The sequence below is a fragment of the Gordonia terrae genome, from assembly GCF_001698225.1.
GTDB classification, from domain to species: Bacteria; Actinomycetota; Actinomycetes; order Mycobacteriales; family Mycobacteriaceae; genus Gordonia; species Gordonia terrae.
Window position 1 is genome coordinate 4,814,044 of record NZ_CP016594.1, and the last position, 19,063, is coordinate 4,833,106.

Consider the following 19,063-nt stretch of genomic DNA (forward strand, 5'->3'; position numbering starts at 1 on the left):
ACCCATCCCGAAGGATGGGTCCCCTGTCTTGCGATGAACTCCGCTGGGCTGAGATCAGCCGAGCACCAACGAGTCTCCGTCGGCACTGACGTTGACCGGCACCACGTCACCGTCGCGGATGTCTCCGGCGAGCAGTTGCTTGGCGAGCTGGTCACCGATGGCCTGCTGCACCAACCGGCGCAGCGGGCGCGCACCGTACAGCGGGTCGAATCCACGTGCGCCCAGCCATTCCTTGGCCTTGAGCGACACCTCGAGGTCGAGGCGACGCTGCGCGAGGCGCTTCTTGAGCTGGCCGAGCTGGATGTCGACGATCGACACCAGTTCCTCCGGGCTCAGGGCATCGAAGATCACCACATCGTCGAGACGGTTGATGAACTCCGGCTTGAACGCCGACCGCACCGCCATCATCACCTGGTCCTTGTCGCCACCCGCACCGAGGTTCGAGGTGAGGATCAGGATGGTGTTGCGGAAGTCCACCGTCCGGCCCTGGCCGTCGGTCAGTCGGCCTTCGTCCAGCACCTGCAGCAGTACGTCGAAGACGTCCGGGTGGGCCTTCTCGATCTCGTCGAACAGGACCACCGTGTACGGACGACGCCGCACCGCCTCGGTCAGCTGGCCGCCGGCCTCGTACCCGACGTAACCGGGCGGGGCACCGACGAGCCGTGCGACGCTGTGCTTCTCGCCGTACTCACTCATGTCGATGCGGACCATCGCCCGCTCGTCGTCGAACAGGAACTCGGCGAGCGCCTTGGCGAGCTCGGTCTTGCCGACACCGGTGGGGCCGAGGAACATGAAGGAACCGAGCGGCCGGTTCGGGTCGGCGACGCCCGCGCGGGCACGACGCACCGCGTCGGACACCGCCTGCACCGCGTCCTTCTGGCCGATGACCCGGTGTCCCAGTTCCTCTTCCATGCGCAGCAGCTTGGCGGTCTCACCCTCGAGCATGCGTCCGGCCGGGATTCCGGTCCACGCCGACACGACCTGGGCCACATCGTCGGGTCCGACCTCCTCCTGCAGCATCACGTCCTGTGACGGATCGGTGCCGGTCTTCTCGATCGCGGCCTCGAGTTCCTTCTCCAGGCCGGGGATCTTGCCGTACCGCAGCTCGGCAGCGCGCCCGAGATCACCGTCGCGCTCAGCCCGATCAGCTTCGCCGCGAAGGCGTTCCAGCTCCTCCTTGAGGTCGCGGACCGCGTCGATGGCGGTCTTCTCCGACTGCCACCGGGCGGAGAGCTCGTTGAGCTTCTCCTTCTGGTCGGCCAGCTCGGCGCGCAGCTTCTCGAGTCGATCCTTCGACGCCGCGTCGGTCTCCTTCTCCAAGGCGACCTCTTCGACCTCGAGTCGGCGGACGATCCGCTCGACCTCGTCGATCTCGACGGGACGCGAGTCGATCTCCATCCGCAACCGCGACGCGGCCTCGTCGACGAGGTCGATGGCCTTGTCGGGCAGGAAGCGCGAGGTGATGTACCGGTCGGACAGCGTTGCGGCAGCGACCAGTGCGGAGTCGGTGATGCGCACACCGTGGTGCACCTCGTACCGGTCCTTGAGGCCGCGGAGGATGCCGATTGCATCTTCGACCGACGGCTCACCGACGTACACCTGCTGGAAGCGACGCTCGAGTGCGGCGTCCTTCTCGATGTACTTGCGGTACTCCTCGAGGGTCGTGGCACCGACCAGCCGCAGCTCACCACGGGCGAGCATCGGCTTGATCATGTTGCCGGCGTCCATCGCGGAATCGCCTGTCGCACCGGCACCCACGATCGTGTGCAGCTCGTCGATGAAGGTGATGACCTGTCCGGCCGACCCCTTGATCTCGTCGAGCACGGCCTTCAGGCGCTCCTCGAACTCGCCTCGGTACTTCGCGCCGGCGACCATCGATCCCATGTCGAGGGAAATGACGGTCTTGTTGCGCAACGACTCCGGCACGTCGCCGGCGACGATGCGCTGGGCGAGGCCTTCGACGATCGCGGTCTTGCCGACGCCGGGCTCACCGATGAGGACCGGGTTGTTCTTGGTCCGACGGCTGAGCACCTGCACGACGCGACGAATCTCGGTGTCGCGGCCGATGACCGGGTCGAGCTTGCCCTCGCGGGCGGCCGCGGTGAGGTCGGTCGAGTACTTCTCGAGAGCCTGGTAGGTGGATTCGGGATCCTCGGAGGTGACCCGCGCGCTGCCGCGCACGGCGACGAACGCCTCGCGCAGGGCCTGCGGCGTCGCACCGAGGTTGTGCAGCAATTTCGCGACATCGGAGTCGCCGGTCGCCAGACCGACGACGACGTGCTCGGTCGAGACGTACTCGTCGTCGAGTTCACCGGCCAGCTGCTGGGCTGCGGTGATGGCCGCGATCGATTCACGGGATAGTTGAGGCGTCGAGCTGGCGCCGGACACCGTCGGCATGCGATCGACCAATCCCTGGGCCTGCGCACGAACGCTCGACGGGTCCACGCCCACTGCCTTCAGCAGTGGCGACGCGATGCCGTCGGACTGATCGAGCAGTGCCACGAGGATGTGGGCCGGTCGCACGTCGGGGTTTCCAGCGCTGGCCGCCGCCTGCACAGCAGCGCTCAATGCTTGCTGCGTCTTGGTGGTGGGGGTGAAGCTGTCCACTCGCGTGCACCTTTCTCTTTAGTCCAACAGGCTCAAGTATGAGCCATACGTGGTCTACAACGCCAACAGAGTTGAGTCCATTCCGCTCATGTTAATTGGGCGTGCGATCTGCATCACTCCTTCCCGCGTCGGCGAGCAGGTTCGCTCTCCGCGCGTATCCGACCTCCGGCAGCGTCGATGGGCACTATTGATGCATGACCGCAGACAGCTCCGCACCGGAGAACGCGACACCGTCCGATTCTGACGCGGACTCAGCAGTGATCTTCGTACTCTTCGGGTCGACCGGCGACCTCGCGAAGCGGATGGTCCTGCCGTCGCTGTACGAACTCCACCGCCGCGATCTGCTCCCCCGCGGATGGCAGCTCATCGGCAACGGGCGGGGCGACCGCACCGACGACGAGTTCCGACAGCACGTCAAGGATGCGATCGAGGAGTTCGGTGCGGACGGGTCGGGCTCGTCGGACGAGTGGAAGTCGTTCGCCGAGACCATCCGGTTCGCCGGCGGCGGGTTCACCGCGGACGACCCCGGCCGTCTGCTGGAGGTGATCGACGCCGCCCGCAACGCCGTCGGGGACACCGCTCAGCTGGTCCACTACCTCGCCCTCCCGCCGACCACTTTCGTCGACTACACGAAAGCCATTGCCGCGCATGGTCTCGCGAAGGGTTCGCGGGTCGTCTACGAGAAGCCGTTCGGGACGTCTCCCGACGGATTCCGGGCACTCGACGAAGCGGTGCACGAATCCCTCGACGAAAAGCAGATCTACCGGATCGACCACTTCCTCGGGAAGGAGAGCACCCAGAACCTGCACGTCCTGCGCTTCGCCAACGGACTGTTCGCCGGGGTGTGGAACCGCGAGCACGTGGCCGAGGTCCAGATCGACGTCCCGGAGACCCTCGACATCGCCGACCGCGCCGCGTTCTATGACGCCACCGGGGCCTTCCTGGACATGATCGTCACGCACCTGTTCCAGGTGGCGGCCGAGGTCGCCATGGAACCTCCGGCGTCGCTCGGCGCCGACGACCTGCTCGACGCGCGGGAGTCGGTCATCGCGGCCTTCCGTCCGCTCGACCCCGCCGAAGTGGTCTACGGCCAGTACGAGGGGTATCGCGACACCAAGGGGATTCCGGACGATTCCACCACCGAGACGTTTGCGGCAGTCCGCCTGTGGGTCGACACCGACCGCTGGCACGGCGTCCCGTTCCTGCTCCGGACCGGCAAGATGCTCGACCACAGCTCGCAACGACTCAGCCTCGTGTTCCGCGCCCCCAGCGACGGTCCGCTGACCGATACCCCGGAGGACGGCACCGTGCTGACCTTCGACCTGGCCGGTGACGGTGCCATCGATCTGGCCGTCACGGTCAAGGAACCGGGGTCGGGCACGGACCTCTCCGTCGCGCACATGACCGAACAGCTCGACGAGGTGGCCGACGGCCTGTCGCCGTACGCGCGACTCATCGTCGACGTGCTGCGCGGTGACCGATCGCTGTTCACCCGGCCCGACGGCCTCGCCCACGTGTGGGAGGTGGCCGCGCCGGTGCTGGACAATCCGCCTGCTCCGCAACCGTATGCGGCCGGATCGACCGGCCCCGCGGCCGCCGACGACCTGTGCGGCGGGTCCGGCTGGATCTGAGGCGCGCCGGCTCTACTCGCCGAGGCGCCGATCGAGATTGATGGCCGCGCTGATGAGGGCGAGGTGGGTGAACGCCTGCGGCATGTTCCCGAGTTGTTCGCCGGTGAGGCCGACCTGCTCGGCGTACAGGCCGAGATGATTGGCGTGGGTGAACATCTTCTCCAGCGCCAGCCGGGCGTCGCCGAGCCGGCCGGTCCGGGTGAGCGCTTCGACGTACCAGAACGAGCAGAGCGAGAACGTCCCCTCGGCTCCGTCGAGGCCGTCGTGTCCGCCGTCGGTGTCGTACCGGAACACCAGGGAGTCGCTCACGAGCTCTTCCTCGATCCGCTCGAGGGTGCGGACGAAGCGCTCGTCGGTGGGTGACAGCAACTTCACGGCGGGGATCAGCAGCAGCGCCGCATCCAGACGGTCGGAGTCGAGGGTCTGGACGAACGCCCCCACCTCGTCGTTCCAGCCGCGCTCCATGATCTGCACGAAGATGTCGTCGCGCGCCTTCATCCAGCCGGCGATGTCGCCGGGTAGTCCGCGCTGCCGGCTCATCCGGATCATCCGCTCGAGGGCCACCCACGACATCACGCGCGAGTAGACGTAGTCCTGCGGCTTGCTGCGCACCTCCCAGATGCTCTGGTCCGGACGGTCCCAGTTGTCGACGAGCCACCCGGCCACCGTGCACAGATGGGTCCAGGCCCCGTACGAGATCCCCGGTCCGTATTTGTTGTAGAGGTACACCGAGTCGATGAGCTCGCCGTAGATGTCGAGCTGGAGTTGGTCGGCGGCGGCGTTTCCGATCAACACCGGGGAGGTTTGCCGGTAGCCCTCCCAGTGGTCGAGTTCGGTCTCCTTCGGTGGTGGATCCCCGTCGAGGGTGTACATCAATCGCAGCGGCCCCAGATCTCCCGACTCGTCGGCACCGTCGTCGAACCGGCAGGTCAGCCAGTCCATGAACGCGCCGGCCTCGTCGGTGAAACCCAACCGGAGCAAGGCATACAGCGTGAACGCCGCATCGCGGATCCACACGTAGCGGTAGTCCCAGTTCCGTTCGCCACCGATCTCCTCGGGAAGCGCGGCGGTCACCGCCGACACCACTGCCCCGGACGGTTCGTGCGTCAGCAGTTTGAGTGTGAGCGCCGACCGATGCACCATCTCCCGCCACCGACCGGTGTACGACGACCTCGACACCCAGTCCTGCCAGAAGGCGACCGTCGCGGCGACGACGGCGGGCGAACTGTCGTGGTCGAGCAGCTCGTCGTCGACGGGGTCGGGCGCGAGGACGAACGTGACGCACTCGCCGGTTTCGACGGTGAAGTCGGCCTGCGCGTCCCGATCGTCCATCGTGTCGACATCGACCGTCGAGACGAGATGCAGCACCAGGCCGTCGGTCTCGAAGCGAACCCGACGCCCGTCCTCGACGACCAGCTTGTGTGCCTCACGGCCGTAGTCGAATCGCGGTGCGATCGTCACGCGAAATCGGACGGAGCCCCGGACACAGGAGATCCGACGGATGATCCGCGTCCGGTGGTCGGGGTCGTGTGGTCTCGCGATCGGCATCAAGTCCTGCACCTCGGCGACGCCGTCCTCGCTCAGGTAGCGGGTGACGAGCACGTTGGAGTCGGGCAGATAGAACTGGCGCGTGGTGACGTCGCCGTCCACCGGTTCCACCGTCCAGGCGCCGCCTCGTCCGGCGTCGAGCAACGAGCCGAACACGCTCGGCGAGTCGAATCGCGGACAGCAGAACCAGTCGATGCGCCCATCCACCCCCACGACGGCTGCGGTCCGCAGGTCACCGATCACACCGTGATCGGCGATCGGTAGGTAGTCGCCGGTGGCGTCGGCCGTCGTGGCGCCGTCGCATCGGGAAGTCGGATTCGCGTCCTCGCCGGATTCGGTCGCGGTGCTCATGGCGGCGATTCGGCGCGCGCCCTATCCCGGATGGGCCGCGACAGCCGAGCCCGATCCGATCGGCTTCGTCAATCCGGCCAACTGGAACACCCCGATATCGGACACTCGGATCCAGAATCACCCTCGACCGAAGGACGCACCCGTTGACGACAAGCGACGTGAGCACGAGCACGGCAGACGACGCCGCCACCATCTTCGCCGACGCCAAGGCCTACACCGACGAGCCGCGCCTGTACGCGGCGATGGCATATCTGCGGGCACACAATCCGGTACCGCGCGTCGACCACGGCCCCTACCGACCGTTCTTCGCCATCACCAAGCACGCCGACATCATGGACATCGAGCGCGACAACACCCTGTGGCTGAGTGAACCGCGTCCCGTGCTGACCACCGCCGCCGCCGACGATGTCGCACGGGCGCAGCTGGAATCCGGTGCGGGCCTGCGCACCCTGATCCACATGGACGATCCGCACCACCGCAAGGTCCGCGCGATCGGCGCCGATTGGTTCCGGCCGAAGGCCTTGCGCGACCTGCAGACCCGCGTCGACGAGCTCGCCAAGCGCTACGTCGACCGGATGCGCGACATCGGACCGGAATGCGACTTCGTCGAGGAGGTCGCGGTCGGCTTCCCGCTGTATGTGATCCTCTCGCTGCTGGGCCTGCCCGAAGCGGACTTCCCCCGAATGCATCAGCTCACGCAGGAACTGTTCGGCGCGGACGACGTCGAATACCGGCGAGGGGTAACACTCGAGGAGCGGATGGCGACGCTTCTGGACTTCTTCGCCTACTTCAACGAGCTGACCGCGTCCCGACGCGCTCACCCCACCGAGGACCTGGCCTCGGCCATCGCCAACGGCCTCATCGACGGGGAACCCCTGTCCGACGTCGACACCGCGTCGTACTACGTGATCGTGGCGAGTGCGGGCCACGACACCACCAAGGACGCCATCTCCGGCGGGCTCCGGGCGCTCATCGAGAATCCCGCCGAGCTCGACCGTCTCCGCCGCGAACCCGAGCTCATCGGCACCGCCGTCGAGGAGATGATCCGGTGGACCACGCCGGTCAAGGAGTTCATGCGCACCGCCGCCGCGGACACCTCGGTCCGCGGTGCACCGATCTCGAAGGGTGAATCCGTCTATCTCGCTTACACTTCGGGCAACCGGGACGAGGAGGTCTTCGACGATCCGCACACCTTCGACGTCGGCCGCTTCCCCAACAAACACCTGTCGTTCGGGTACGGCGTCCACTTCTGTCTGGGCGCGGCGCTCGCGCGGATGGAGATGAGGAGTTTCTTCGCCGAACTGATCCCGAGGCTCGATTCCATCGAGCTCGCCGGAACACCCGAACTCGCCGCGACCGTCTTCGTGGGAGGACTCAAACACCTTCCGATCCGGTACTCGCTGCGCTGACGGCGAGCGAGACCCGTTCGTCGTAGAAGCAGATGAGGTCGCGCACGGGCTCGGCATCGGTCAGCGGGTCGGTGTACGTCCACGCGACGTCGGACACCACATGGTCGCCGACGACCGCCGACCAGTAGGTCGCCTGGCCCTTGTACGCGCACACCGTCACGGTGTCCGACGGCACGAGAAGGTCCACCCGGACATCCTCGCGCGGGAAGTAGTGGCGCGGCGGCAGATGGGTTTCGAGCAGCAGGGTCGGGCGGCGGCTCTCCGCCAGGACCGTGTCACCCACCGTCACCACCACGTGTCTGCTGGTGGCAAGGCAGTCGATGCGCTGGAACGGATCGTGCGGGTGACCGATCGCCGTCTGGTCCTCTTCGCGCCATTCGTCGAAGGCCGACCAGTCCAGGAGAACGTGGCCGGCGAGGTCCGGATCCCGCGGGCGGAACCCGGCGCCACGCAGCGTTCGTCCGTCGGCCTGCAGGTCGTAGACCGTACCGGGTGTCGTGTGAATCGCGAACGGGTCGTCGGGTGTCAGGATCGGCGCATGCTCGGCGACGGCGTCGACCACCTGCGGATCACCGAGCGGCGCAACGACATCGGCAGTCGGTACCGCATAGCATCCGACCACCCGGTAGGGCTCCCACACCTGGATGGCCGATGCCGAATCGACGACGACCTGCCCGTCGACCATCGCGCGCACCCGCCTGCGCATGTCGGCCCAGCGCAGCGAACCGAGTTGGGACATCGTGAGTTCATCCATCGACGTGGCCATGGTCCGATGGTCCTCCGATCACGCGGCACGCGCCAGGCCGCATCGGGTTCCCGGCAGTTCGCCGGTGGTGCCCAAGCGACCGTTCGGCGAGGCAGCGAAGAATTCGTCCACCTCAGCTCCGTGGAAGGGCACCATCGGGCTGTCGGGATTTGTTGGCCACGATTCACGGGTGTCGGACCTCTAAATCGGGCTTTGAACTGCGATGATGTGTGGATGGCGAAGAATTATCGGCCGGTTGATCGTGACCAGGTATTCCTGCTTCCTCCGGATATGCGGGACTGGGTCGGCCGCGATGACCCGGTATGGCTGGTGATCGCCACGGTGCAACGGATGAACACCGCCTCCGTGCACAAGCTGCGCAAGACCGGCGGTGTCGGGCGGCGTGGCTATGACCCGGACATGTTGTTGACCTTGCTGATTTGGGCGTGGGCTCATGGGCAACGGTCCTCGCGGCAGATCGAGCGTTTGTGCCATCGGGACCTGACCTACCGGGTCATCTGCGCTGGCGATGTCCCCGATCACTCCACGATCGCCCAGTTCCGCAAAGATGCCTCGGCGGTGATGGCTGATTTGTTCGCTGAGTCGTTGACGGTGTGCGCGCAGCTAGGGATGGGCCAGTTGGGTGTCGTCGCTCTTGATGGAGTCAAGATCGCCTCGAATGCCTCGCAGTCGGCCAACCGCACAGAGAAGCATCTGGTCAAAGAACGTCAGGCAGAGGCTCAACAGCTCCGCAGCAAGCTCAAAGACGTTGGTGCACAGTCGGATGCCGAACATGCCGCCAACGATGACGATGGCGATGGCGATGGCGGTGACGAGATCCCGCCGGGTCTCATCAATGCTCCCGGCGCTGAACGGCTCGCCCGAATCGACGCTGCGTTGGCTTCGGCTCGCGAGCACAACCAGGCAGCGCGAGACGCCAAGCCGACCCAGACGCGCGCAGAGATCAACCGTGATCACACGGTTCGGCGCCGCGCGGCCGAAGACGCCAAAGCCCAGCAGTGGGTGGTGGCCTACACCGCCCATCTCGCCGGTGACGGCGACTATCCAGGGGCGCCGCCGATGGCGGCGCAGCTTCAGGCCGCTGTGCTGCGGTTGAGCAAAGCACGTGCTGATCAGCAGACCAAGATCGATGCGTGGGAACGCAAACCGCGTAAACGTAGGCCGCCGAGCGCAGTTGATGACCACAGCTCAGTTCGACAAGCGCGCACACGTGTTAAGCGGGCCGAGGTCCTGGACGCGCAGCTGCGTGCCCGGCGTGTGGCCGAGGACGAAACCTACGCCGCCGCGATCGTGGCCGCCCGCAACCACACTCGCACACCACATCGGGCCAATACCGACACCCGCCGCAACATCACCGACCCGCAGTCCCGGGCCCTGTCGTTGCGTGGTGGTGGCTGGATCCAGGGATACAACTGTCAAGCCGTCACCAGCAGCGACGGCTTGATCATCGCGACCATGGTCACCAACGGGGCCATCGATACCCCACACTTCGTACCGATGATGAACAAGGCCGTCGCCGCCGCTGAACACATTCAGTCCCACCAGCACCCACCACCGGACACGCCGGGAATCGGGCTCTTGCTCGCCGATGCCGGCTACCACTCTGAAGCCAACATCACCGCCGCTGGACCCGACCGGCTCATCGCTTCGACCAAAACCCACAAACTTCGCGTGGCGCGCGCCGAACACTCCACCACCGAAACCACGGCATCCTCACCGGCCCAATCAGATACCGTCGCCACCCCGATCGAGGCAATGGCAACCCGATTGCTCACCGAAGAAGGCCACGCCGCCTACAGCAGACGCAGCCACATCGCGGAAACACCGTTCGGGTGGGCTAAACACACCCTCGGTTTCCGTCGATTCACCGGCCGCGGACTCGCACGAGCAAACGCCGAGTTCACCTTCCACGCCATGGTCAACAACATCTGCAAAGCCCTCACCGCCGGCCACCTCGCCACAACCTGACCCGTCACGGGGGCCACACCCCCTCACAGCCCAGAGCTCTCGTGATCCCCGGAGACCACCGGGAAGACCACCGGGAACTTCAAATCCCGACAGCCCGCCATGCCCTTCGGTCATCGTCAGCTGGACGAGAATTTCGGACCCGCCTCGCCCCGGTACGGTCCGACGTCATGGGCGAGGACAGACGGGCGCACCATCGCTGGACCGAAGCCTCGGCCACGATCGACGTCTCCGACCGTCCGTCGTGGGCGGAACTCTGGTGAGCACCAGCACTCTTCGCGTCGCCGCAACAGCATAGACAGCACAGCCGAGTGATTTACGAACCGTTTACTTTGCGGTATTCCGACCGAATCCAGATCAAATAATATTAGAACTGGCTCGGCCACAGCCCTCGCGACAAGGTCGTCGCGAAATCAGCCGGCTTTCCTTTCCGCTTCCTTGGACATACGAAGCGGCCTGCATTCGAGGAGCACCCTTTCGATGACCGACCCCTTGTTCGACGACGTCCTCGCACGTCTGGATCGCCTCGAGTCCCAAGACGCCATCCGCACCGTCAAGGCGAACTACATGCAGTGGGCCGACGACAAACGACGCCTCGGCATGGGCGGGTTGTTCTGGGACGACGCGATCTGGGAAGAGGTCGACGCCACAGGAGAGGCGATCGCCGGTGCCCGATGGGAGGGGCGCGACGCAATCGCCGAGATGTTCAACCTGAGCCCCGACCGGCTGTGGTTCACCGTCCACTATCTGACCAACGAGACGATCCAGGTGTCTGGCGATCGGGCGGTCGGCCGATGGAAATTGTTGGAGCCCTGCACTATCCGCGACGAAACAGCCGTATGGCAAGGAGGCCACTACGTGGACGACTTCACCCGGCGGGACGGGATCTGGAAGATCTCACACCTTCGCCTGACCTTGGATTTCCAGACTCCCTACGACGAGGGCTGGCTGCGACGCCGCCACCTCTCCGACTCGACGGCCCCGGCCTCATGAAATATGCACGCTTCGCCCAGGGCGGCGTTGTCGGTGTCGGCGTCGTCACCGCAGACGTCGTCCAGCCGATCGGTGAAACCCTGGACGACATCATCCGCGGCGCCCAACCCACACCTATCGGTACTCCGGTGCCGCTCGATGATGTCGGGCTGTTGGCACCGGTTCCCGAATCCAGCCGCGGCGTCTACTGCTTCGGCATCAACTATGTCGCCCATCAGCGAGAGTCGGCCGAGCACTTCGCCGCGACGGTTCCGTCTGACCCGATCGTGTTCTTCAAGACTCCGTCGGCCCTGACAGGACCCTTCGCCGACATCGTCACCGACGACGCGGTTTCTGCCCAGCTGGACTGGGAGGTCGAGCTGGGAGTGCTCATCGGTAGAGCCGGACGGAACATCGCGCCCGATGCCGTGGCCGACCACATCTTCGGCTACACCGTGGTCAACGACGTCACCGCACGCGACCTCCAGAAGCGGTTCTCGCAGTGGCACATCGGGAAGAACCTGGATGCGACGACACCGGTCGGACCGTGGATCGTCACCGCCGACGAGATCGCCTTCCCCCCTCGTCTCGAGATCGCGCTACAGGTCGACGGGGTGGTCAAGCAGCGAGCCGTCACCTCCGACATGATCTTCTCCATCACCGAGCAGATCTGCGCCCTGAGTCGCTACATCGAATTGCTTCCCGGCGACCTGATCGCCACCGGCACCCCTGCCGGGGTCGGCTTCACCCGCACTCCGGCCGAATTCCTCGCGCCGGGATCCGTGGTCACGGCGTCCATCTCCGAAATCGGCAGCATCGTCAACCCGGTTCGCCGGGAGATCGACATCGCATCACTCACCGAAACCCCCGCCGACCTCACAAGTATCGAAGGAGTCCGATGAACAGCGCCGTCTTCACCGAAGCCGAGACGGTCGGGTTCTACAGTCCCGCGGTGGTCGCCCCGGTCGGCGCGCAGCTCGTCGCGATTGCCGGCGTGCTGAGCACGGATGCGGCCGGGAACTCGGTCGGCACCGGCGATTTCGAGAAGCAGCTGCGAACCGTGTTCACCAACATGGCCACGACTCTCGAGGCCGCGAACTCCTCCCTCGTCGACGTCGTGAAGTTCACGACGTATCTCGTGGACCCCGACCACATCGCCGAGTTCTACCGCGTACGCGAACTGATCTTCGCCGACCTTTATCCGAACCGGCGCCCGCCCGGCAACACACTCTTGGTCGTCGCACGCCTCGTCCGTCCCGAGTTCCTCGTCGAGATCGAGGCCATCGCCACCACACACACCCCGCTCTCGGAAGGCTTCCCCCATGTCGGATAGTCCCATCTCCCCAGAGGTTTCCGGTGACACCGCCACCTACCCCAGCGGAAGCCGCCTCGTCGACTCCGGTCTGGTCGCCGACAACTCGGAGTCCGCCGGCGGCGGATCCGGCTCGCTCGCTCGCGGTTCGGCGGCGTCGGCCGGTGGCATGTGGATGGGTGTGAGCAAACTTCCGCCCGGACACCAGTCGGTTCCACATCATCACCAGGACCAGACCTCGATCGTCTGCATCGTCGACGGTGCCATGCGGTTCCGCGTGCATGGCCCTGACGGCGCCGAGGAGTTCACTGCCTCGGCCGGTCAGATCGCGGTCATCCCAGGAGGATTGGTTCACGAGGAGTTCAACGACCTCGACATCGAGTGCGTATGCGTCGTCACCCGCAACAACGAGAACCCAGTGGTACGGAACGTCTGATCACGAGCCGTCCGTCCCGCTCACAGCCCACATCCAGGAGCACCCATGAACACCATCCACCAGCTCGTCCAGGACGTCCTCGACCGTTTGGGCGTCCCCGATGCCGACTTCGCGGCGACCCGCACCATGCCCACCGAGGTGTACACCTCCGAAGAGTTCTTCGAGTTCGAGAAAGAAGCCATCTTCGCGAAGGAGTGGCTGTGCCTCGGCCATGTCAGCCAGGTCCCGAATGTCGGTGACTTCTACTCGATCACGGTGGGTGACGAACCACTGATCGTCACCCGTGACAACGACGAGAACGTCCGGGTGATGTCGGCCATCTGCCAGCACCGTGCCTATCCGGTGGTCGATGCGAACGAGCAGGGCAATACCAAGCAGTTCCGGTGCCCCTACCACTACTGGGCCTACGATCTCGACGGTCGACTGAAGGCGGCCCCCGAGATGAAGCAGACGTGCCCGATCTCGCAGCTCCGCTCGGAGACACGTCTACCGAACCTGAAGGTGGAGATCTGGTACGGAATGATCTTCGCGAACATGGATCTCGAAGCCGAACCACTGGCGTCGCAGCTGACCAAACTCGCGGGTGAGATGGAGATGTACGACGTGGCGAATCTGGAGATCACCTCACCGCAGGAGTTCCCCGGATTGGAGTGGAACTGGAAGGGCATGCACGAGAACGCCCTCGAGCCGTACCACACGTCGTTCGTGCACATGGGCTACCACGACATCGCGCCGGCTTCGATGGCCGAGTTCGTCGAGTTCGAGGATTCCGACAACGTCATCATGCACCCGACCAACTACCGCTACATGGATGCCGGATTCAATCCGACCGGCAAGGCGATCCTGCCGATCCTGCCCGGTCTCGACGAGTTGCATCGCAGCCGGATCATGTTCGCCTCGATTCTGCCGACGGTGTTCTTCGCGCTCAGTCCCGAACAGGTCTTCTACTTCCTCATCACGCCGGAAGGAGCCAACAAGATGACCTTGCGGGTCGCGTGGCTGTTCCCGGCCGAGACGAAGAAGGCGGCCGGGTTCGACTGGGCCTTCGAGATGCAGAATGCGGTGAACCAGGTGATCAACGACCAGGACATGGTCACCAACAAGCGCATGCAGGACGGGCAGCGGTCGCGATATGCCAAGCGCGGACGCTACTCGTGGCAGGAAACCACCCTCCCCCAGGTCAATCGCTGGCTGGCTCTGCGGTACCAGGCACATGCCAAGTCCCTCAGCGAAGTCGACTGAGCCGCCGACCGATCGGAAAGGTTGCATCGCCATGACTCTCGGAGAGATCAGCTCGCCGGCGACCGTGGGCACGCTCGTCGCCCCGGCTCGGCCTCGCGCCGGGGCCGAACGGTCGGTGACATACCGCCGGGCCCGGTCACTGCTCGGCGTCGGCATGTGGGGGGCGGCAGCCGTCCTCGTGATGGTGTCCGTGTTCGAGGCGGCCAAGGCTCTGTTCGGGGTGTCCGACGTCACGATGCCGCACAGCTGGTCGATCGTGTCCGCGTTCGCCGACACCACTCCGAGCGGACAGATCCGCGCGGCGGCATTGGCCGAGAACATCGCGGTGACCCTGCAGCAGTCGATTGTCGGCGTGGCGCTGGGCATCTCGGTGGGTGCCGTACTCGGTTTGGTCACCGCCAGATCCGAGTTCATCTCCCGAACGCTGACCCCGGTTCTCGTCGCCACGCAAACCCTGCCACTCGTCGCGATCGTTCCGGCCTTGATCATCCTCCTCGGCGACGGATGGTTCTCGCGGGCGGTCATCGCGTCGCTGCTCGCGTTCTTCCCCGTCTATGTCGCGGTGGCGAGAGCGCTCGGCGACATCGGGGCCGACCGGCGGCAACTCTTCGCAGCCGCCGGCTTCTCGCGGGGCAGAACACTTCTCAGTCTCGACCTACCGGTTCTCACGCTCGCTGTCACGTCCACGGTCCGGACGGCAACCGCGCTGGCGGTGACCGGATCCATCGTGGCGGAGCTTCCCAGTGGCAGCGACCGAGGAATCGCCGCAACCATGCTGACCGCCGCCTCGTACTACCTCACCGACCCCGAAGCGCTCTGGTGCTCGGCCCTGGTGGCCATGGCCGGTGGCGTCGCCCTGGTATTCGTGCTCTCCGCCATCGCGTCGTACACCACCCGCACCATGCTTCGCATGCCCGCCGACGGAAAGACCGGACAATGACAACCTCCGCCAGCCGGATCGACGACCTGTCGGTCGACCAGCCACCTCGCCCTGACGGGATCGTGCTCGACGCGGTCACCAAGTACTACGGCGACAAGCTGATCCTCGACGCCGTCGACCATGTCTTCGAGCCCGGATCGTTCGTTTCGTTGATCGGACCGTCGGGGTGCGGCAAATCCACCCTGCTCAGGATGATCGCCGATCTGGAGCCGGTGAGTTTCGGGGAAGTGCGTATCGGCTCCCGTACGCCTGCCGAGGCACGACGGGACCAGACCATGTCGATGGTCTTCCAGAGCCCCAATCTGATCCCGTGGCGGTCGGTTCGGCGCAACGTCGAGCTGCCGCTCGAGGCGATGGCCATGGACAGGGCACAGCGTCGGCTACTGGCCACCGCAGAACTCGAGCGGGTCGGCCTCGGTCAGTACCTCGATGCCCATCCCCGCACGCTGTCGGGCGGGATGGCCCAGCGTGCCGCGATCGCACGCGCTCTTGTCAGCGATCCGCGAATCGTGTTGATGGACGAGCCGTTCGGCGCGCTGGACGAGATTCTGAGGGAGCGCCTGAACTACGAGTTGCACGCGTTGTGGGCAAGTACCGGCAAGACGATCGTGTTCGTCACCCACAGCATCGCCGAAGCGGTCGCGTTGTCGACCGATGTCGTCGTGATGGGCCGTAACCCCGGACGAATCCATGCCCGTCTCCCGGTCGATCTTCCTCGCGAACGCACCCCCGAACTGGCCCAGACGACTCAGTTTTTCGAGATGACCAGCGAGGTTCGTCGACTGCTGGCGAGTGCCTCATGACCACGACCAGATCCGCTGTTCGACAGTCGTTTCCGGCGGCCGACCGTGCCGGGTTCGGCCAGCGGATACTCACTGTCGCCGGCCCGATGGGCGTCGTCGTCGTCGCACTGCTCGGGTGGGAGCTATGGGTCGAGGCGGCCGGCATCAAACCGTTCATCCTGCCGACACCCACCGGAATCTGGGAGGCATTCGCCGAGCGTCCCGTGTTCTTTCTCGACCTCGGACTGCACACCCTCCAGGAAGCGTTGGCGGGGTTGGTGATCGGTTCGGTCACGGGGGCGATCAGCGCTCTCGTGGCGTTCCGGATCCGAGCCCTGGACCAGACCGCGGAGGTGGCTTGCGCGGCGATGCTCGCGCTCCCGATGGTGGCCCTCGTCCCCATCTCGAATGTCTTCTTCGGGCTGACGCCGTCGTCCCGGATCTTCGTGGTGTCGGTGGCGGTGTTCCCGATCGTGCTCTCGTTTCTGCTCCGCGGCCTCCGCGACACCGATCCCGGGCTCGTCGAGGTCTTCCGGTCGATGTCGATCTCACCGGCGCGCACTGTCCGCGACCTCTACCTCCCGTCGATGCTTCCCGCCTGTATGAGCGCGCTCCGAGTTGCGTTACCGACCGCATTCTCGATCGCGATCGTTGCCGAATTCTTCGGTGGTGAGCTGAACACTCTCGGGACGTTCATCAAGTCCTCCGCAGTGCAGTCGCGAGTTGCCGACACCTGGGGTGCCGCATTCGTCGCATTCGTTTTCGCAGTGGTGCTCTACCTCGCTCTCGCGATCATCGAGCGCCGAATCCTGCGATGGCACCCGTCCCGAACCGATTGACCCACACCCTTACCGACCAGTCCAGCAACCCCAGCTCCACCACAGCCACACGGCGTCAACCGCCAGTAAAGGAAACCATCATGTCGATTCTCCGAGCCCGGCCTCACTCTGCTGGGCCCCGATCCCGAGCCCTGCGGCTCGCCGGCGCAGCAGTCGCCACCGCTGCAGCCATCTCCCTGACCGCCTGCGGCAGTGGCGATTCCGCAGGAAGCGACGGCAAGGTCGACGTCGTACTGGGGTGGGTGATCCAACCCGAGTTCGCCTCCGTCTACGCCGCCGAAGCACTCGGTTACTACGACGAGGCCGGCCTCGACGTCACGATCAAGCCAGGGGGTCCCGAGGTCAACGCCGAGCAGCTGGTCGGCGCCGGGAGCGCCCAGTTCGGGGTCGACAACGGCTCGAACGTTTTCTTGTCCAACGACGTCGGAACCGGCCTTGTCACCCTTGCCCAACTCGAGCAGGAGACCTCCCTCCGTCTCGTGTCACGGGCCGCGGATGGCCTCCAGGGTCCCGAGACGTGGGCAGGGAAGCGCATCGGCGTCTGGTCGTCGGCGAACTCGCTCTATGCCTCGCTCGCCAAGCACGACATCGACAAGGACACCGACGTCACCCTCGTCGAGCAGGGCTTCGACATGTCGCAGTTCCTGAACGGTGAGATCGACATGGCATCGGCCTATGGGTACAACGAGGTCGGCCAGATCCTACAGGCCGGCGTTCCGATGTCTGATCTGACGATCTACGACTATGCGGACGACAGCACTGCCACCCTTGGACTACAACTGTTCGGCAACGGCGAATTCGTGGAAGCCGAGCCCGAGAAGGCCGCCGACTTCACCGCCGCGACCATCCGCGGCCAGGTCTATTGCCGCGACAATCCGGAGGAATGCGTCGACTTCGTCAGTGACGCAGGCGCATCGATCGACCGGGACTTCATGCTGTGGCAGATGAACGAGGTCAACAGGTCGGTGTGGTCCACCGAGGTTCCGATCGGGACGCTTGACCGCAACTCGTACCAGCAGACCGCCGACGTCCTCACGGGTACCGGGGTCATCGAGAACCAGCCGGACCTCGACGCTGTGATGGGTACCGAGATCTACGACGCGGCGGTCGCGAAATTGACCGACATCGACCTCACCAACACGGGCTTCGCCCCCAAGGAGAACCTCGTCCCGTGACCACCATGCGCGACATCATCTTCACCAACGTCTACCATCCACTCACCGGCGAGCACTCCGACATCCCCATCGCAGTACCATCGCCGCCTGCGCCTGAACCCACGACCGTCGACGGTTCCGAACTCTGGGCCCTGCCCGGCATCTACGACGCCGACGCGCACATCCCGCTACTCAGCCTCGGGCTCCGCCACCAAGAGATGCACAGTCCGCGGATGGGCGGGATCACCCACGTCAACACCGCCCTTCAGTGGCAACAGCTTCGCGGGTTCGACGTGGCCGCCATCGGTGACTACTGCGCCGAGACCGTGCTCCCCCGGTACATCCCGACCCTCTCGGTGGAGCCCGAGGACACCGACGGATTCGCCGACTGGCTCGATGCCAATGCGCAAACGTTGCAACAGCACTGGGCCAAGGTCTGCAAGTTGTACTCGCCCGACCCCAATTTCGAGGCGAACATCGAAGCAGTGTGGCGAGCGGGACTCACGGCAGTCGTCTACTCCTGGGACGACGACGATCTGGATCGGGTTGCGGCACTGCGTGGCGGGCCACTCCATCACCGACATGCACGGTCGAAGACCTCAGCGCAGGTCATGCAGTCGACCCCGGGCGCCACGCTGCAGACCTCCCCGCACTACCTTCTCGAACTGGTCGACGAGCACGCTCGGGACCTCCATGTTCTGCCGCCGGTACCCGGTGGAGGCGACCGCACCTCGCTGCTCGACATGCTCGTGTCCGACATCGACATGATCGCGACCGACGACAACGCGCCCGTTTACGGAAACACCGGGCCGGGCCTCTCCAGTCAGCGGTATCTGTTGTCCACTCTGCTCACCGTCGCCAAGATCGAGGGAATCCCACTGGCGGCTCTGTGGGAAAAGGTGACCACCAAGCCGGCGGCGATCTTCGGAACAGCGCATATGATCGACGAGTCCGTCATCGTCGTCGACCCGAAGCGAAGGACCCCGGTCGGTTTCGAAACCGGTGAGGGCCCTCGAAACCCCTACGTCGGACTGGTATTGTCCGGCGCGGTTGTGGCCATGGCCACCGGCGGGCAGGGAGTGGTGCTGTGACGATCGGGGGATCGAGAT

At 65.4% G+C, this 19,063-nt stretch carries 16 protein-coding genes; 13 read left to right on the forward strand and 3 right to left on the reverse strand.

Going from position 1 to position 19,063, the window contains the following annotated elements; genetic code table 11:
* Positions 1-54 precede the first annotated feature (54 nt).
* The gene (gene clpB / locus BCM27_RS21310; protein ID WP_004021913.1) at positions 55-2,607 is read right to left on the reverse strand and encodes an ATP-dependent chaperone ClpB; all 2,553 of its coding nucleotides are present in this window, start codon (positions 2,605-2,607) and stop codon (positions 55-57) included.
* Positions 2,608-2,801: 194 nt separating this feature from the next.
* Between clpB and BCM27_RS21315 the strand changes: the two genes are divergently transcribed.
* A complete protein-coding gene (locus BCM27_RS21315) occupies positions 2,802-4,238 on the forward strand; it encodes a glucose-6-phosphate dehydrogenase (RefSeq protein ID WP_004021912.1) in 1,437 nt (478 codons plus the stop codon).
* Positions 4,239-4,250: 12 nt separating this feature from the next.
* On the opposite strand, the gene BCM27_RS21320 is transcribed toward BCM27_RS21315, so the two are convergent.
* Positions 4,251-6,137 (reverse strand): glycoside hydrolase family 15 protein, encoded by a 1,887-nt coding sequence (locus BCM27_RS21320; RefSeq protein WP_004021911.1) that lies wholly within the window; start codon positions 6,135-6,137, stop codon positions 4,251-4,253.
* A gap of 158 nt (positions 6,138-6,295) precedes the next feature.
* On the opposite strand from BCM27_RS21320, the gene BCM27_RS21325 reads away from it, so the two are divergent.
* A complete protein-coding gene (locus tag BCM27_RS21325) occupies positions 6,296-7,546 on the forward strand; it encodes a cytochrome P450 (protein ID WP_033206278.1) in 1,251 nt (416 codons plus the stop codon).
* On the opposite strand, the gene BCM27_RS21330 is transcribed toward BCM27_RS21325, so the two are convergent.
* Positions 7,512-8,312 carry a DUF427 domain-containing protein gene (locus BCM27_RS21330; protein ID WP_033206280.1) on the reverse strand — a complete coding sequence of 267 codons (801 nt, stop codon included), beginning with the start codon at positions 8,310-8,312 and terminating at the stop codon, positions 7,512-7,514. The genes BCM27_RS21325 and BCM27_RS21330 overlap by 35 nt on opposite strands.
* A 213-nt stretch (positions 8,313-8,525) precedes the next feature.
* Between BCM27_RS21330 and BCM27_RS21335 the strand changes: the two genes are divergently transcribed.
* The 11 genes from BCM27_RS21335 (at position 8,526) to BCM27_RS21385 (ending at position 19,045) form a co-directional block, all read left to right on the forward strand.
* Entirely contained in the window at positions 8,526-10,280 is a 1,755-nt protein-coding gene (locus tag BCM27_RS21335; protein ID WP_068884415.1) for a transposase, read from the forward strand.
* A 477-nt stretch (positions 10,281-10,757) separates the two neighbouring features.
* Positions 10,758-11,270, forward strand: a complete 513-nt coding sequence (locus BCM27_RS21340; RefSeq protein WP_004019126.1) for a nuclear transport factor 2 family protein — start codon at positions 10,758-10,760, stop codon at positions 11,268-11,270.
* Positions 11,267-12,151 (forward strand): fumarylacetoacetate hydrolase family protein, encoded by an 885-nt coding sequence (locus tag BCM27_RS21345; RefSeq protein ID WP_004019127.1) that lies wholly within the window; start codon positions 11,267-11,269, stop codon positions 12,149-12,151. Before BCM27_RS21340 ends, BCM27_RS21345 begins: the two co-directional genes overlap by 4 nt.
* Entirely contained in the window at positions 12,148-12,582 is a 435-nt protein-coding gene (locus BCM27_RS21350; RefSeq protein WP_004019128.1) for a RidA family protein, read from the forward strand. The genes BCM27_RS21345 and BCM27_RS21350 overlap by 4 nt, the downstream gene beginning before the upstream one ends.
* Positions 12,572-12,997: a cupin domain-containing protein gene (locus tag BCM27_RS21355; protein ID WP_004019129.1), complete on the forward strand. Its 426-nt coding sequence runs from the start codon at positions 12,572-12,574 to the stop codon at positions 12,995-12,997. The genes BCM27_RS21350 and BCM27_RS21355 overlap by 11 nt, the downstream gene beginning before the upstream one ends.
* 45 nt (positions 12,998-13,042) lie before the next feature.
* Positions 13,043-14,239 (forward strand): aromatic ring-hydroxylating oxygenase subunit alpha, encoded by a 1,197-nt coding sequence (locus BCM27_RS21360; RefSeq protein WP_004019130.1) that lies wholly within the window; start codon positions 13,043-13,045, stop codon positions 14,237-14,239.
* A 31-nt stretch (positions 14,240-14,270) separates the two neighbouring features.
* Positions 14,271-15,179, forward strand: a complete 909-nt coding sequence (locus BCM27_RS21365; RefSeq protein WP_004019131.1) for an ABC transporter permease — start codon at positions 14,271-14,273, stop codon at positions 15,177-15,179.
* Entirely contained in the window at positions 15,176-15,982 is an 807-nt protein-coding gene (locus BCM27_RS21370) for an ABC transporter ATP-binding protein (RefSeq protein WP_004019132.1), read from the forward strand. The genes BCM27_RS21365 and BCM27_RS21370 overlap by 4 nt, the downstream gene beginning before the upstream one ends.
* Entirely contained in the window at positions 15,979-16,800 is an 822-nt protein-coding gene (locus tag BCM27_RS21375) for an ABC transporter permease (protein ID WP_004019133.1), read from the forward strand. Before BCM27_RS21370 ends, BCM27_RS21375 begins: the two co-directional genes overlap by 4 nt.
* Positions 16,801-16,880: 80 nt before the next feature.
* Positions 16,881-17,975, forward strand: coding sequence for an ABC transporter substrate-binding protein (locus tag BCM27_RS21380; protein ID WP_004019134.1), 1,095 nt, complete (start codon positions 16,881-16,883; stop codon positions 17,973-17,975).
* Positions 17,972-19,045 (forward strand): amidohydrolase family protein, encoded by a 1,074-nt coding sequence (locus BCM27_RS21385; protein ID WP_004019135.1) that lies wholly within the window; start codon positions 17,972-17,974, stop codon positions 19,043-19,045. Before BCM27_RS21380 ends, BCM27_RS21385 begins: the two co-directional genes overlap by 4 nt.
* Positions 19,046-19,063 lie beyond the last annotated feature (18 nt).

Bases quoted from the DNA above. Each gene is read 5' to 3' on its own strand.
- BCM27_RS21355 (WP_004019129.1), top strand. From the start codon at position 12,572: ATGTCGGATAGTCCCATCTCCCCAGAGGTTTCCGGTGACACCGCCACC.
- BCM27_RS21340 (WP_004019126.1), top strand. From the start codon at position 10,758: ATGACCGACCCCTTGTTCGACGACGTCCTCGCACGTCTGGATCGCCTC.
- BCM27_RS21315 (WP_004021912.1), top strand. From the start codon at position 2,802: ATGACCGCAGACAGCTCCGCACCGGAGAACGCGACACCGTCCGATTCT.
- BCM27_RS21380 (WP_004019134.1), top strand. From the start codon at position 16,881: ATGTCGATTCTCCGAGCCCGGCCTCACTCTGCTGGGCCCCGATCCCGA.
- BCM27_RS21360 (WP_004019130.1), top strand. From the start codon at position 13,043: ATGAACACCATCCACCAGCTCGTCCAGGACGTCCTCGACCGTTTGGGC.
- BCM27_RS21345 (WP_004019127.1), top strand. From the start codon at position 11,267: ATGAAATATGCACGCTTCGCCCAGGGCGGCGTTGTCGGTGTCGGCGTC.
- BCM27_RS21375 (WP_004019133.1), top strand. From the start codon at position 15,979: ATGACCACGACCAGATCCGCTGTTCGACAGTCGTTTCCGGCGGCCGAC.
- BCM27_RS21365 (WP_004019131.1), top strand. From the start codon at position 14,271: ATGACTCTCGGAGAGATCAGCTCGCCGGCGACCGTGGGCACGCTCGTC.
- BCM27_RS21330 (WP_033206280.1), bottom strand. From the start codon at position 8,312: ATGGCCACGTCGATGGATGAACTCACGATGTCCCAACTCGGTTCGCTG.
- BCM27_RS21335 (WP_068884415.1), top strand. From the start codon at position 8,526: ATGGCGAAGAATTATCGGCCGGTTGATCGTGACCAGGTATTCCTGCTT.
- BCM27_RS21320 (WP_004021911.1), bottom strand. From the start codon at position 6,137: ATGAGCACCGCGACCGAATCCGGCGAGGACGCGAATCCGACTTCCCGA.
- BCM27_RS21350 (WP_004019128.1), top strand. From the start codon at position 12,148: ATGAACAGCGCCGTCTTCACCGAAGCCGAGACGGTCGGGTTCTACAGT.
- BCM27_RS21370 (WP_004019132.1), top strand. From the start codon at position 15,176: ATGACAACCTCCGCCAGCCGGATCGACGACCTGTCGGTCGACCAGCCA.